Source organism: Limnohabitans sp. Rim28, from assembly GCF_000293865.2.
In the GTDB taxonomy this organism is placed as follows: Bacteria; Pseudomonadota; Gammaproteobacteria; order Burkholderiales; family Burkholderiaceae_C; genus Limnohabitans_A.
In genome coordinates, this window is record NZ_ALKN02000006.1 from 217092 (window position 1) to 230656 (window position 13565).

Genomic DNA, 13565 nt, shown 5'->3' on the forward strand with positions numbered 1-13565 from the left:
CCCCATGTCTGCTTACAACGTTCAAATCGATGTCGTGCCCCAATATGTGGCCGATCAAAGCAAGCCCTTGCAAGAGGTTTTTGCCTTTGCTTACACCGTCACGGTAACCAACACCGGCCAAGTGCCGGTGCAATTGATCTCCCGTCACTGGGTCATTCAAGACGAGCGCGGGCACTCTGAAGAGGTCAAAGGTTTGGGCGTTGTGGGTCAGCAGCCTCTGCTGCGGCCGGGTGAATCCTTTCAATACAGCAGCGGTTGCCGTTTGCGCGCGCCCAGTGGGACCATGGGCGGCAGTTATTTCTTTGTAGCAGAAGATGGTCACCGCTTCGATGCGGCGATCGGCACCTTCGTTTTGGAATCGTCCAACTCGATGCCTGCGGGCCGTACGCTGCACTGAGCCTTCCCTCTGAAGTTGCGGTTAAGCTCATGGGCATGGGTGAATTTGAGCTGATTGAGCGCTACTTCAAACGGCCTTCGCGGCAAGCCGCTGTTGGCATTGGCGACGACTGCGCGATTTGGACGCCCCGCCCTGGCTACCAATTGGCTTTTTCTGCCGACATGCTGGTGGAGGGCCGTCACTTTTTACCGACCGTGAACCCGCAGCTTTTAGGTCACAAAGCTTTGGCCGTGAACCTGAGCGATTTGGCCGCGTGCGGTGCGACACCTCGCGCTTTTTTGCTGTCGTTGTCATTGCCCCGCGCCGATGAAGCTTGGCTATCGGGGTTCTCTCAGGGCCTGCTGGCTTTGGCCGATGCGCAGGCCTGTGAGTTGATCGGTGGCGACACCACTCAAGGCCCTTTGAACATCGCCATCACCGTCATGGGCGAAACGCCGCTAGGGCAAGCCATTTTGCGCAGGACAGCGCAAGCAGGGGACGATGTTTATGTCAGCGGTCATTTGGGCGATGCCCGCTTGGCTCTGGAAGTTTTTCGGGGCAACTTGAACGTCCCGCAGGCTGTGTTTGAAGTGGCCAGGGCCCGCATGGAAAAACCCACGCCGCGGACTGCCTTAGGTGCCTCCTTGCGCGGCATCGCCAGTGCCATGGCCGATGTCAGCGATGGGCTGCTGGGTGATTTGGGACATATCCTGAAAGCCAGCGGTGTTGGCGCTCAGCTGAGTTTGCAGCAGCTTTCGGGGCTGATGCTCACCCGCGACGACTGGGACTGCCCCCGTGAATGCGGGCTGCGCTGGGTGCTTTCTGGCGGTGACGATTACGAACTGGTGTTCACAGCCTCTCCGAATGCGCAGCACGCCGTTGAAGCGGCAGCATTGAGCACTGGGACACGCGTGACGCGCATCGGCCGCGTCACCGAAGACCCCCATTTGCTGCTGGTGGATGACAACGGGGATGTTGTGCCCCATGACTTCCGTTCTTTTGACCATTTCGCATGACGATGAGCGGACCCACGATCACCACGGACGACACGGTCCAGCTGGCGCCCGTGCGCGCGACGGCTGCATTCATGCTCAAGCACCCGGCCCATGCGATCGCTTTGGGTTTTGGCTCGGGCCTGTCGCCCAAAGCCCCAGGCACTGTGGGCAGTTTGTGGGGGTGGGCTTCGTGGTTGCTCATTCAACACAGCTTGTCTTTGCCTTTGAAGGCTGCTTTGATCGGCACCGCCATCCTTTTGGGCTGGTGGGCCTGCACGGTCACAGCCAGAAACCTGCGCGTGAGCGACCCTGGCGCGATTGTCTGGGATGAAATTGTGGCCATGTGGCTGATTTTTTTCATCCTCGCCCCCTCCAGCTTCACAGGACAACTGGTGGCGTTTGTGTTGTTTCGTTTTTTCGATGCCGTGAAACCAGGTCCGGTGGCTTGGGCCGACGGCTTGTTCAAGGGCTTGGGATGGCGCGGCGGCTGGGGCATCGTCTTTGACGACCTGGTCGCTGCCTTTTGCACCCTTTTTGTCATCGCCCTTTGGAGGTCATTTGTATGACGGATGTGACTTCTCTTTTAGCGGACCGACTGACTTCATTGAAATGGATGATGTCCACCGCCGAAAGCTGCACAGGCGGTTTGATGGCGGCCCACTGCACCGATTTGCCGGGCTCCAGCCGGTGGTTTGAACGCGGTTTTGTGACCTACTCGAATGCGGCCAAGACCGATTTACTGGGCGTCCGTCCGGAAGTCATCGCTGCCGAAGGCGCTGTCAGCGAGGCCGTTGCCCGCGCCATGGCACTGGGCGCTGTTTACAGAACACCCGCCCGAGTCTCGGTGGCCGTCACAGGCATTGCCGGCCCTGATGGTGGAAGCCCCGACAAACCCGTGGGCACCGTCTGGCTGGCTTGGTGCATCGACGGCCAGGTTCACGCTGAACGGCAGAACTTTGCGGGCGATCGCCAAAGTGTGCGCCAAGCCACTGTTGCATGGGGATTGCAAGGGCTCCTGCTCAGGCTACCCTCGCGAACGGCCTGAACACCCGGTACATGCGCCGTATGCATTGAGCCAGCGGCATCAAAAAACCCGCTGAAAAGCGGGTTTTTTGAGGGTTGCAAGACCTTGATCAGGCCTGCTGAAGGAAATCAGGCTGCTGCGAGCCAATATCCTGCATTGAAAGGGCTGCTCATGCGCAGCGCCAAAGGCGAGACATCCACCAACTTGTCGGTGGGCATCTTTTCGCCTTCTTCGACCGACTCGGCCATGGCGGCGTCCTCGGTTTGTGCCTCAATCGCCCGTCCTGCTTGGCTGTTTTGCGCAGAACGGGCTACAGAAAAGAATAGAAGCATCGGAAGGGTACCTTCCTGTCTCCCCAAAAATCGGCTGTGTCGCGGAAGATGTCCAGCAATTGCTCGCGGGCTTCTTTGTCGAATTTCACGTGGGCCGGAATCTGCTCCAACACCACAATGAAACCAGGCTGTGGGCCCGATTTGTGCAATGGGTCCGTCATGCAGTCGTAAAGCGCATCAAAGTTTTTGCCGAAATGCGATGGCAAAGTGAATTGCGCACCGATCAAATCCAGCACATCTTGTTTGCTCTGGGCTTCTGCCAAGTTGGCGTACAAAAAGTGATGCCCCAATCCTTGGGCGGCTTCCTGCAAGTCGCTCACGCGGTAAGCGCGAATCGACTGCACGATGTTTGACCGCACGCCCTTCAGGGGCGCCTCTTGGTCATGGCGTGTCAGCGTGTCCATCTCCGTGGTCTTTCTCAAGCAAAAATCAAGGTCGGTCAACCATCATGCGAAAACTCGCGTAATGGTCTTGTGTGTAATAACAGGCTTTCGGCTCTGCCGGCACGGGTCCGCCGCAAACAATGCGACGGGCACCACGGCTGCGCTCTCCAGGGGTCTTGACGGTGTACTCGCGGTAAAAACCGCGATCTTGACGAGGCAAAAGCCGCTCACGGTTGCCAAAAACAGTCCCGTCCTTTTCGTAGGGAAAAGGACCACCCTTTCGAATGGTTTGGTAAGTTTCTTGCGCTTCGCGGGGCAGATCGGCCACCAACACGGTGGCCAAGCTCGTCACCTCTACAGGCTGTTTGGCGTGCACCAAAACAGTGCAAGCCATCCAAACAAGGCCCATCAGCACTGCCAACCAGTGCTGGCGGAACACCCATTGTTGGGCCACCTTCATGAGTACACCTTTCAGGAACCTCCGGGTTTACCCGAAAACTCGAAGGCGCTAGTGTGCGACAAGTGCGACAAAAATGCAAGCGAAAGCCCAATAATCAGGCCAAAGTATCTTGGGTATTTTTACCGCATGTGAGGACACACTCCCATTCAGGCTCTTATCTGGCGGCGTTGGCGTCTGCCACGGTCAAAGCGGTCATGTTCACAATCCGGCGCACGGTCGTGCTGGGCGTCAAAATATGAACAGGTTTGGCTGCACCCAGCAAAACGGGGCCCACTGCAATGTTGCCGCCCGCAGCGGTTTTGAGCAAGTTGTAGGCGATGTTGGCGGCGTCAATATTCGGCAAAACCAACAAGTTGGCATCCCCAATCAAGGTGCTGTTGGGCATGATGGCATGGCGTGCCGCGGCGTCAAGCGCCACATCGCCATGCATTTCACCGTCCACTTCAAGCCACGGGGCCTTCTGGCGCAACAGCTCCAACACATCGCGCATTTTGACGGCGCTGGGTTGGTTAGACGACCCAAAATTGGAATGCGACAACAAGGCTGCTTTGGGTTGAATGCCAAAACGGCGCATTTCTTCGGCCGCCATGATGGTGAATTCGGTCAATTGCTCAGCAGTAGGGTCGTAATTGACGTGGGTGTCGACCATGAAGACTTGACGCCCAGGCAACATCAAACCGTTCATACAGGCAAAAGTATGGACGCCTGAACGTTTGCCGATGACTTGGTCGATGTAGTTCAGGTGCATCGGGTTGGTGCCCCATGTCCCGCAGATCATGCCGTCCACATCGCCTTTTTGCAGCAACATGGCGCCAATGAGCGACAAACGGCGACGCATTTCGATCTTGGCCATTTGCTGGGTGATGCCCTTGCGTTCGGTCATGCGGTGGTAAGTCTGCCAAAAATCACGGTACCGGTGGTCATCTTCAACGTTGACCACGTCGTAATCCAGCTCCTCCCGCAAGCGCAGACCAAATTTTTCAATGCGCTCGGCAATCACGGCAGGCCGGCCAATCAAAGTGGGGCGCGCAATGCCCTCGTCCACCACGATCTGCGAGGCACGCAAAACCCGCTCTTCTTCGCCTTCGCTGTAAGCAATGCGCTTTTTCAAGGCGCGCTTAGCCGCCGTGAAGATCGGCTTCATCATGGTGCCCGAGGCATAAACAAAACCTTGCAGGCTCTCCCGGTAAGCGTCCATGTCTTTGATGGGCCGCAAAGCCACACCGCTGTCGGCCGCGGCCTGCGCGACGGCAGGGGCGATTTTGATCATCAAGCGCGGATCAAACGGCTTGGGGATCAAGTACTCGGGGCCAAACGCCAAGGGCTCGCCCACGTAGGCCGCAGCCACCACTTCGCTTTGCTCGGCTTGGGCCAGTTCCGCGATCGCGTGGACAGCGGCGATTTCCATCTCCAGGGTGATGGTCGAAGCACCCGCATCCAGAGCGCCCCTGAAGATGTAGGGGAAACACAGGACGTTGTTGACCTGATTAGGGTAATCGGTGCGGCCCGTGGCCATGATGGCGTCATCGCGCACGGCCTTGACGTCTTCGGGATTGATCTCGGGGTTGGGGTTGGCCAGCGCAAAAATCAAGGGTTTGGCGGCCATGGACTTGACCATGTCTTGCTTGAGAACGCCACCCGCGGACAGCCCCAAGAACACGTCGGCGCCCGCAATGACTTGCGCCAAAGTGCGGTGCTCGGTTTTTTGCACAAACTGAATTTTGTCTTCGTCCATCAGCTCGGTGCGGCCTTCATAGACCACGCCGGCCAAGTCGGTCACCCAGATGTTTTCGCGCGGAATGCCCAGCTTGACCAAAAGGCCCAAGCAAGCCAGTGCCGCAGCGCCCGCGCCCGAAGTCACCAGTTTGATTTGTTTGGGGTCTTTGCCAACGACCTTGAGGCCGTTCAAGATGGCGGCGCCCACCACAATGGCGGTGCCATGCTGGTCATCGTGAAAGACCGGGATCTTCATGCGCTCACGCAACTTGCGCTCAATGTAGAAGCAGTCGGGCGCCTTGATGTCTTCGAGGTTGATGCCTCCAAAGGTGGGCTCCAACGAAGCGATGATCTCGACCAACTTGTCCGGGTCTTTTTCGTTGATTTCAATGTCAAACACATCGATGCCGGAAAACTTCTTGAACAAAACCCCTTTGCCTTCCATGACGGGCTTGCTGGCCAGCGGGCCGATGTCGCCCAAACCCAGCACGGCGGTACCGTTGGTCACCACACCCACCAGGTTGCCACGGCTGGTGTATTTGAAAGCGTTGGCCGGGTCTTTGACGATTTCTTCACAAGGCGCAGCAACGCCTGGCGAATAGGCCAAAGCCAAATCGTGCTGGTTGACCAGTTGTTTGGTGGCGGCAATGGCCACCTTACCGGGGGTCGGAAACTCATGGTATTCGAGCGCCGCTTTGCGCAGTTGTGCGCGCTTTTCTTCGGCTTGAACCTTGTTGGTCATGGATGTGCTCCGCTTTGATAATTTGCCAGTGGACTGCTGGGGTTCAGCAGCCTTCGTCTGTCCGTTAGAACACATGGGTGTGCGTGTCTGTACGGTGGTCTTTTCATTGTAGGCCCCGGATTAGGGGGTTAAGACTGCGTAAATCTGCGTAGCAAGTGAGTTGGCTTTTGACTTTTGGGCACAAATGGCGCAGATCAACGCCTGTGTTTCCAGGCTTTGTGTTGCAAAGCCTGGGCGATGCTGACCGATCGGTGGCCCTGTACCACCTGAAACGGATCGCCCGCCTTCAGCGTTCCCGGCTTGTCCACCGCCAAATAAAACCCGCTACGCCCACTGTCCACCATGTCTTTGGCAGCGCCAGCGTAACCCATGACCGCGTTGAACTTGCCGCAAGGCTCGCGAGGCTGTGTCACACGCAAAACCACATCGCCAAAGTCCAGGCAGTCGCCCACGAAAAGGTCTTGTTCCAGCACGCCTTGCAAGCTCAGGTTTTCACCCAGATAACCAGGTGACAAGGTTTCCTCAAACATCGTCGCGCCATGGATTTGGCGTTGCGCCTGCCACCAAACCAGATGTTCAGAAGGCAGGGCGTAAACCGCTTTGCTCAAGCCGCCATGCACCGACAAGTCGGCCTGATCGTCACCCGCCAGCCCCAAAGTCCCCACCTCGACAGGGCCATAAACAAGGGTTTTGCCAATGGCCGACACCCGTTTGCGCCCACCCACCATCAGCGGGCGCACTTGGCCGGTCTGAATGGAGAGCACCGTGCCCGACAAAACGTGCGGGGAACTCGGCGGCATGGGCGCTTCAGCCTCGCATCAAGGCTTCGATCTCGTCGGCCTTGACGGGTACGCCGCGCGTGATCAGCTCGCACCCCGTGGCGGTGACGATGGCATCGTCCTCGATGCGGATGCCGATGTTGTGGAACTTCTCAGGCACGCCCGGGGCGGGGCGCACATACAAGCCCGGCTCGATGGTCAACACCATACCCGGCTGCAAGATGCGGCTGGGGCGGTCCTTGATCAGCTCGCCGCTCAGCGGGTCTTTGCGCTCACTGAACTGGCCCACCTGCGAAGGTTCGACATAGCTGCCGCAGTCGTGCACGTCCATGCCCAGCCAGTGGCCAGTGCGGTGCATGTAAAACTGGAAATAACTGCGGTTGGCGATCACGTCTTGCGCATTGCCGACCTTGTTCTTGTCGAGCAAGCCAACATCCAAGAGCCCCTGCGCCAGCACGGCCACGGTGGCCTCGTGCGGATCGACAAAGCGGGCACCTGCTTTGGTGGCGGCCACGGCTGCGTCTTGTGAAGCCAGCACCAGGTCATACAGAGTACGTTGCGGACCGGTGAATTGGCCGTTGGCCGGGAAGGTGCGGGTGATGTCGCTGGCGTAGCCGTCCAACTCGCAACCCGCGTCGATCAACACCAAATCGCCATCGCGGATCAAGGCGGTGTCGGCGCGGTAATGCAGCACACAGGCATTGGCGCCGCCAGCGACGATGGAGCCGTAAGCGGGGTATTGCGAGCCGTTTTGGCGAAATTCGTGCAACAACTCGGCATCCAGGTGGTATTCGCGCACGTCTTGGCCCGCACGCAGCATGGCCGCGCTGCGCTGCATGGCGCGGATGTGGGCGCGGGCGCTGATGGCGCTGGCCCGGCGCATGATGTCCTGCTCGTGCGCGTCTTTGACCAAGCGCATCTCGTCGAGCAGGCTGCACAAATCGCGCTGCTGCTCAGGACACAGTGCGCCATAGCGCACCCGTGCGCGCACCGACTGCAAGCAACCGGCCACCAGACTTTCCAGCCCAGCGTGGATGGCAAACGGGTACCAAACGGTGCTGCGGTTTTCAAGCAACTTGGGCATGTGCGCGGCCATCTCGCCGATGGGCAAAGCTCTGTTCACGCCCAAAGCAGCGGGCGCAGCCTCTGGCCCCAAGCGGATGCCGTCCCAAATTTCGCGCTCGAGGTCTTTGGGCTGGCAAAACAAAGTGCACTCGCCTTCGGCTGTGATCACCAGCGTGGCATGCGGCTCGGTGAAACCGGTCAGGTAATAAAAGTAACTGTCGTGCCGGTACAGGTAATCGCTGTCCCGGTTGCGCTGGCGCTCGGGCGCGGTAGGGATGATGGCAATGCCGCCCGAGCCCAGTTGGGCAGCCAGGCGAGCGCGGCGGTCGGCGTAGAGTTTGGACGTGTTCATGGCAGTTAGGGTATTGGGTTAGGTCAAGAATGGTGCAAGCTTAATGGGGCTTAATGCGGCGGGGCCAAATTCAGGTCACATCGGAGGCATTCAATTGCGCCAGCCGCTCGGGGGTGCCCACATCGGCCCAGGCGCCGGCGTACACCTCGCCCGTGACCTGCCCCCGGTCCATGGCGTCGCGCAGCAAGGGGGCCAGCGCCAGGGCGATGCCCTCTGGGTTACCCGGCGGCAGGCCAGAAGCGGCAAAAAAAGATTTTTTGTACAGCGCGATGGTGCTGAAAGTGTATTGGCAAGCCTCAGCGCCTTTGGGCAGGTTGAGCACTTGCCCTGTGGGCGACAAGCCAAAATCGCCGCCCGGGTTGTGTGCAGGGTTGGGCACCAACCACAGGTGGGCCAAAGCCGTGCTGGCGGCAAAACGCCGAACAGACTCTGGGGCGAAGACAAAATCCGGCGCGAACACATCGCCAGCCACCACCCAGAACACCTCGGCCAAGTGCGGCAAGGCGCGCACAATCCCGCCCGCAGTTTCAAGCGCATGGCCAAAATCTTGCCCTTCGTGCGAATAGGCGATCTCTACTTCGGGCAAGCCCGCCCACGTGATGCACTTGCCAAAGTGGGCAGGTATCTGTTCGCCCAACCACGCGGTATTGACCAACTGGCGGACACAGCCACCCCGGGCCAGCGCCTGCATGGGCCACTGCATGAGGGGCTGGCCGCGCACCTGCAACATCGGTTTGGGGGCAAGGTCGGTCAAGGGGCGCATGCGCTCGCCGCGTCCAGCGGCCAGCACCATGGCTTGAGCATCAAATGGTGACAACATGCCCCGGATATTGCCATGCCTCAGATGCTGATGGCTAAAGGCGCTCATGGGACATCCATGCATCGCCCGCGCGTTCTAAACTCTTTCATACAAGCCGTTCAATGCCCGATAAGTTGGACCCGAAAGAGCACCGCCATGACACGCCCCCTGCCCGCCGTGATTGCCGCCGCACAAAATGCCTCTCAACGCATGGCCGACCGCCACACCCCTTTTGTCATGAACGACTGGTATGTGGCCGCATTGGGCGAGGAAATCAAAGACCAACTTTTGGCCCGCACCTTGCTGGGCCGCCGATTGGTTTTTTACAGAACCAGCGACGGCCGCGTGGTGGCATTGGAAGATCGCTGCCCCCACCGCTCCATGCCCCTGTCGGCCGGCACCCTTGAACAAGACACCATCGTGTGTGGCTACCACGGCCTGCGTTTCAACCGCGAAGGCGACTGCATCGAAGTGCCCTCGCAAGCCAATTGCCCCCACAACATGGGCATCAGGGCTTACCGGACCCACGAACGCGGTGCGGTGGTCTGGATCTGGATGGGCGAGGAGAGCCAAGCCGACCTGAGCAAGCTGCCCGCGCAAGACTGGATGGAGCGCCCTGATTGGGAACGCTCACAAGGCTATTTGAGCCTGCAAGCGAGCTATGTGCGCCTGCACGAGAACCTGCTGGACTTGACGCATTTGAGCTTTTTGCACGCCAAAAGCTTTGGCACGCCCGATTACGCCAAAGCCGCATTTGAAACCGAAATCGGCGATGGCCAGTTCGCCTTGCTGCGCCAGGTGGTGCCAACCACGCTGCCCCCGGTGTGGGGTGTGCCCACCGGCCTGACCGGGCCAGGCCAGGCCGCCCGCATCGTGCGCTCCGAGTTCCGCAGCTTGGGCCTGCACGAAGTGTCGGTGCTGTTCTACGACTGCCATCTGCCCGAAACAGACCGCCCGCAGTTCCGCATCCGCACCGCGCACATGCCCACGCCCGAGACCGCCACCACGACGCACTACTTCATCGTGCACGGGCGAGACTTTGGGCTGGACGATCCCGGCACCACGCGCTTCATGCACGATCAACTCTTCGTGGCTTTTCAAGAAGACGTGGACGGTCTGGCGCTGCAAGAACAGGCCCTGGCCAACACGCCCGCCGAGGATTTGTACGAATTTTCGGTGGCCGCCGATGCGCCGGCCGTGGCCATGCGGCGATATGTGCTGGCCCGGCAGCAAAAAGAAAGTCAGTCCTGATCACCGCTTGCAGGGCCCATGCCGGACTGCGAGAGCCGGGTCAGCCGATGGACAACCGCTAAAATCACGGGTTTTCCAGAATACCTTCCCGGAGCTGCCCACATGGCAAACACACAGCAAATGGCCAATGCCATCCGCGCCCTCGCAATGGACGCTGTTCAACAAGCCAACTCCGGACACCCCGGCGCCCCCATGGGCATGGCCGACATGGCCGTCGCGCTGTGGGGCGATCACCTGCAACACAACCCCACCAACCCGCATTGGGCCAACCGTGACCGCTTTGTGCTGTCCAACGGCCACGGCTCCATGCTGATCTATTCGGTGCTGCACCTGACGGGCTACAAGCTGCCGATTGACGAGCTGAAGAACTTCCGTACCCTGCACAGCAAAACCGCCGGCCACCCCGAAGTGGGCGTGACCCCTGGCGTGGAAACCACCACCGGCCCGCTGGGCCAAGGCATCACCAACGCCGTGGGCATGGCCCTGGCCGAAAAAATGCTGGCCGCCGAGTTCAACAAGGACGGCCACCAGATCGTCAACCATCACACCTACGTGTTCCTGGGGGACGGCTGCCTGATGGAAGGCATCAGCCACGAAGCCGTGGCGCTGGCAGGCGCCTGGAAGCTGAACAAACTGGTGGCCCTGTACGACGACAACGGCATCTCGATCGACGGCCAAGTGGCCCCTTGGTTCATCGACAACACGCCCCAGCGTTTTGCCGCCTGTGGCTGGAATGTGATCGATGCGGTGGACGGCCACAACGCGGCCGCTGTTTCAAAGGCCATCGCTGCGGCCAAGCACAGCGCCGACAAGCCTACTTTGATCGTCTGCAAAACCGCCATCGGCAAAGGCTCGCCCAACCGCGCGGGCACCTCCAAAGCCCACGGCGAGCCATTGGGTGCGGAAGAAATCAAACTCACCCGCGAAGCCCTGGGCTGGACCGCTGAGCCCTTCAAAATCCCCAAAGCGGTCTATGCCGACTGGGATGCCAAAGTGGCCGGAAAAGCCCGCGAAGCCGAGTGGAACAAGGTCTTTGCCGCTTACAAAGCCGCCCATCCCGCGCTGGCCAAAGAGTTTGTGCGCCGCATGAAGGGCGACCTGCCCAAGAACTTCAACCAAGTGGCGTTTGACGCCATCGTGGCCGCCCACACCAAGGGCGAGACCGTGGCCAGCCGCAAGGCGAGCCAACTGGCCCTCGAAGCCTTCACCGCTGCCCTGCCTGAAATGCTGGGCGGCTCGGCCGACCTGACCGGCTCGAACCTGACCAACACCAAGAGCACGCCCGCCTTCCGCGTGGACTTGGCCGGTGACGTGGTCAAGACCGCTGAGGGACAGATCGGCCGTCACATCAACTACGGTGTGCGCGAATTCGGCATGGCCGCCATCATGAACGGCGTGGCGTTACACGGTGGTTACATCCCTTACGGCGGCACCTTCCTCACTTTCTCTGACTACTCGCGCAACGCCATCCGCATGGCCGCGCTGATGAAGCAGCGCGTGATCCACGTCTTCACCCACGACTCCATCGGCCTGGGCGAAGACGGCCCGACCCACCAGTCCATCGAGCACGCCGCCAGCCTGCGCCTGATCCCGGGTCTCGATGTATGGCGCCCCGCCGACACGGCCGAAACCACCGTGGCCTGGGCCGTGGCCCTGCAAAACGCCCACCGCCCATCGGCCCTGTTGCTGAGCCGCCAGAACCTGACTTACTCACCCAAGAGCGATCTGGGCGACATCAGCCGCGGCGCGTATGTGCTGGCAGAGCCCAGCGAAGTCGGCATGAAGAAAACCCATGGCGTGATCATCGCCACCGGCTCTGAAGTGCAACTGGCCATGGCCGCGCAAAAGTTGCTGGCCGAACGCAAGATCGGTGTGCGCGTGGTCTCCATGCCCAGCACCAACGTGTTTGACCGCCAAGACACCGACTACAAGCAAAGCGTGCTGCCCAAAGGCCTGCCCCGCGTCGCGGTGGAAATGGGCTCCACCGACGGTTGGTGGAAATACGGCTGCGCCGCCGTGGTCGGCATCGACACTTACGGCGAATCGGCGCCTGCGCCTGTGCTGTTCAAACACTTCGGCTTCACTGCCGAGAACGTGGCCGACACGGTCCACGCTGCATTGCTCAAGGCCTGACAAGGCCCACTGACCGGCACAGGGGATCAGGTTCTCGCAAGGATCCTGGTTTCCAATCCGGTGACGTAACGGTTTAGTAACTTCTCTCCCGAGGCTCTCACCATGACCATCAAGTTGGGTATCAACGGATTCGGCCGCATTGGCCGCCTGGCCCTGCGCGCCGCCCTCAAACACGGTTTTGACGACATCCAGGTCGTCGGCATCAACGACCCCAAGCCCGCCGACTACCTGGCCTACATGCTCAAGTACGACAGCGTGCACGGCCGCTTTGATGGCACGGTGGACTTCACCGAAGACACCCTGATCGTCAACGGCAAAAAGATCAAGCTCTCGCATGAGCGTGACGCACACAACCTGCGCTGGGGCGAGATGGGTGTGCACACCGTGCTCGAGTGCACCGGCCACTACCTGACCGAGCCCACCAGCCAGATGCACATCGCAGCCGGTGCGAAAAAGGTGGTGATCTCAGCCCCGTCCAAAGACAGCATCCCCATGTTTGTGTATGGCGTGAACCACAAGAAGTACGCTGGCGAAGCCATCGTGTCGAACGCGAGCTGCACCACCAACTGCCTGGCCCCCGTGGTGAAAGTGCTCAACGACAAATGGGGCATCAAGCGCGGCCTGATGACCACCGTGCATGCCGCCACCGCCAGCCAAATGACGGTGGACGGCTCCTCGCGCAAAGACTGGCGCGGCGGACGCGGCATCCTTGAAAACATCATCCCCAGCAGCACCGGTGCGGCCAAGGCCGTGGGGGTGGTGATCCCCGAGATCAAGGGCAAGATCACCGGCATGGCCTTCCGCGTGCCCACATCGGACGTGTCGGTGATTGACTTGACCGTGGAGCTGAGCAGCGATGCGAGTTACGCCGACATTTGCGCCGAAATGAAAGCGCAAAGCGAAGGCGCGCTCAAAGGCGTGCTGGGCTACACCGACGAAAAGGTGGTGTCCACCGACTTCCGTGGCGAACCCTGCGCCAGCGTGTTTGACGCCACCGCCGGCATTGCACTGGACAAAACCTTCGTCAAGATCGTGGCCTGGTACGACAACGAATGGGGTTACGCCAAGCAGTGCCTGGAGATGGTGCGGGTCGTCAACAAGAAGAAGTGATCTGCTTTTAGTCTGGCAGGTGCCTGCGGCAGACTCAGCTGCCGCAGG

The 13565-nt window shown here is 60.1% G+C and carries 14 protein-coding genes; 7 read left to right on the forward strand and 7 right to left on the reverse strand.

The window, feature by feature from the left end; translation table 11 throughout:
- The first annotated feature begins 4 nt into the window (after window positions 1–4).
- From apaG to B472_RS09140, 4 genes are read left to right on the forward strand one after another with little or no spacing between them, the layout of a single operon-like run.
- Complete coding sequence (gene apaG, locus B472_RS09125; RefSeq protein ID WP_019426918.1) at window positions 5–397, forward strand: Co2+/Mg2+ efflux protein ApaG; 393 nt, start codon at window positions 5–7, stop codon at window positions 395–397.
- A gap of 35 nt (window positions 398–432) precedes the next feature.
- Complete coding sequence (gene thiL / locus B472_RS09130; RefSeq protein ID WP_026039526.1) at window positions 433–1392, forward strand: thiamine-phosphate kinase; 960 nt, start codon at window positions 433–435, stop codon at window positions 1390–1392.
- Window positions 1389–1937 carry a phosphatidylglycerophosphatase A gene (locus tag B472_RS09135; protein ID WP_019426920.1) on the forward strand — a complete coding sequence of 183 codons (549 nt, stop codon included), beginning with the start codon at window positions 1389–1391 and terminating at the stop codon, window positions 1935–1937. The genes thiL and B472_RS09135 overlap by 4 nt, the downstream gene beginning before the upstream one ends.
- Window positions 1934–2416: a CinA family protein gene (locus B472_RS09140; RefSeq protein WP_040505909.1), complete on the forward strand. Its 483-nt coding sequence runs from the start codon at window positions 1934–1936 to the stop codon at window positions 2414–2416. The genes B472_RS09135 and B472_RS09140 overlap by 4 nt, the downstream gene beginning before the upstream one ends.
- A 107-nt stretch (window positions 2417–2523) precedes the next feature.
- Here the strand turns inward: B472_RS09140 and B472_RS16945 are convergent, their stop codons facing one another.
- The 7 genes from B472_RS16945 to B472_RS09170 all read right to left on the reverse strand — a co-directional run bounded on the left by B472_RS16945 (window position 2524) and on the right by B472_RS09170 (window position 9044).
- Window positions 2524–2727 (reverse strand): hypothetical protein, encoded by a 204-nt coding sequence (locus B472_RS16945; protein ID WP_133176081.1) that lies wholly within the window; start codon window positions 2725–2727, stop codon window positions 2524–2526.
- Window positions 2706–3131 carry a barstar family protein gene (locus B472_RS09145; protein WP_019426923.1) on the reverse strand — a complete coding sequence of 142 codons (426 nt, stop codon included), beginning with the start codon at window positions 3129–3131 and terminating at the stop codon, window positions 2706–2708. Before B472_RS09145 ends, B472_RS16945 begins: the two co-directional genes overlap by 22 nt.
- A gap of 25 nt (window positions 3132–3156) precedes the next feature.
- Window positions 3157–3570 (reverse strand): ribonuclease domain-containing protein, encoded by a 414-nt coding sequence (locus tag B472_RS09150; protein ID WP_019426924.1) that lies wholly within the window; start codon window positions 3568–3570, stop codon window positions 3157–3159.
- 154 nt (window positions 3571–3724) lie between these two features.
- The gene (locus B472_RS09155) at window positions 3725–6028 is read right to left on the reverse strand and encodes an NADP-dependent malic enzyme (RefSeq protein WP_019426925.1); all 2304 of its coding nucleotides are present in this window, start codon (window positions 6026–6028) and stop codon (window positions 3725–3727) included.
- Window positions 6029–6222: 194 nt separating this feature from the next.
- The gene (locus B472_RS09160; RefSeq protein WP_019426926.1) at window positions 6223–6828 is read right to left on the reverse strand and encodes an MOSC domain-containing protein; all 606 of its coding nucleotides are present in this window, start codon (window positions 6826–6828) and stop codon (window positions 6223–6225) included.
- Between the two features lie 7 nt (window positions 6829–6835).
- A complete protein-coding gene (locus tag B472_RS09165; RefSeq protein ID WP_019426927.1) occupies window positions 6836–8224 on the reverse strand; it encodes an aminopeptidase P N-terminal domain-containing protein in 1389 nt (462 codons plus the stop codon).
- 70 nt (window positions 8225–8294) lie between these two features.
- Window positions 8295–9044, reverse strand: coding sequence for a nucleotidyltransferase family protein (locus tag B472_RS09170; RefSeq protein ID WP_019426928.1), 750 nt, complete (start codon window positions 9042–9044; stop codon window positions 8295–8297).
- Window positions 9045–9179: 135 nt separating this feature from the next.
- On the opposite strand from B472_RS09170, the gene B472_RS09175 reads away from it, so the two are divergent.
- The 3 genes from B472_RS09175 to gap all read left to right on the forward strand — a co-directional run bounded on the left by B472_RS09175 (window position 9180) and on the right by gap (window position 13517).
- Window positions 9180–10274 (forward strand): aromatic ring-hydroxylating dioxygenase subunit alpha, encoded by a 1095-nt coding sequence (locus B472_RS09175; protein WP_019426929.1) that lies wholly within the window; start codon window positions 9180–9182, stop codon window positions 10272–10274.
- A gap of 102 nt (window positions 10275–10376) precedes the next feature.
- A complete protein-coding gene (gene tkt, locus B472_RS09180) occupies window positions 10377–12407 on the forward strand; it encodes a transketolase (RefSeq protein WP_019426930.1) in 2031 nt (676 codons plus the stop codon).
- Window positions 12408–12509: 102 nt separating this feature from the next.
- Window positions 12510–13517 carry a type I glyceraldehyde-3-phosphate dehydrogenase gene (gene gap, locus B472_RS09185; RefSeq protein ID WP_019426931.1) on the forward strand — a complete coding sequence of 336 codons (1008 nt, stop codon included), beginning with the start codon at window positions 12510–12512 and terminating at the stop codon, window positions 13515–13517.
- Window positions 13518–13565: the final 48 nt, after the last annotated feature.

What these genes read in the sequence shown, in the direction of transcription:
- apaG (WP_019426918.1), top strand. Translation starts at nt 5, where the DNA reads ATGTCTGCTTACAACGTTCAAATCGATGTCGTGCCCCAATATGTGGCC.
- thiL (WP_026039526.1), top strand. Translation starts at nt 433, where the DNA reads ATGGGTGAATTTGAGCTGATTGAGCGCTACTTCAAACGGCCTTCGCGG.
- B472_RS09135 (WP_019426920.1), top strand. Translation starts at nt 1,389, where the DNA reads ATGACGATGAGCGGACCCACGATCACCACGGACGACACGGTCCAGCTG.
- B472_RS09140 (WP_040505909.1), top strand. Translation starts at nt 1,934, where the DNA reads ATGACGGATGTGACTTCTCTTTTAGCGGACCGACTGACTTCATTGAAA.
- B472_RS16945 (WP_133176081.1), bottom strand. Translation starts at nt 2,727, where the DNA reads ATGCTTCTATTCTTTTCTGTAGCCCGTTCTGCGCAAAACAGCCAAGCA.
- B472_RS09145 (WP_019426923.1), bottom strand. Translation starts at nt 3,131, where the DNA reads ATGGACACGCTGACACGCCATGACCAAGAGGCGCCCCTGAAGGGCGTG.
- B472_RS09150 (WP_019426924.1), bottom strand. Translation starts at nt 3,570, where the DNA reads ATGAAGGTGGCCCAACAATGGGTGTTCCGCCAGCACTGGTTGGCAGTG.
- B472_RS09155 (WP_019426925.1), bottom strand. Translation starts at nt 6,028, where the DNA reads ATGACCAACAAGGTTCAAGCCGAAGAAAAGCGCGCACAACTGCGCAAA.
- B472_RS09160 (WP_019426926.1), bottom strand. Translation starts at nt 6,828, where the DNA reads ATGCCGCCGAGTTCCCCGCACGTTTTGTCGGGCACGGTGCTCTCCATT.
- B472_RS09165 (WP_019426927.1), bottom strand. Translation starts at nt 8,224, where the DNA reads ATGAACACGTCCAAACTCTACGCCGACCGCCGCGCTCGCCTGGCTGCC.
- B472_RS09170 (WP_019426928.1), bottom strand. Translation starts at nt 9,044, where the DNA reads ATGTTGTCACCATTTGATGCTCAAGCCATGGTGCTGGCCGCTGGACGC.
- B472_RS09175 (WP_019426929.1), top strand. Translation starts at nt 9,180, where the DNA reads ATGACACGCCCCCTGCCCGCCGTGATTGCCGCCGCACAAAATGCCTCT.
- tkt (WP_019426930.1), top strand. Translation starts at nt 10,377, where the DNA reads ATGGCAAACACACAGCAAATGGCCAATGCCATCCGCGCCCTCGCAATG.
- gap (WP_019426931.1), top strand. Translation starts at nt 12,510, where the DNA reads ATGACCATCAAGTTGGGTATCAACGGATTCGGCCGCATTGGCCGCCTG.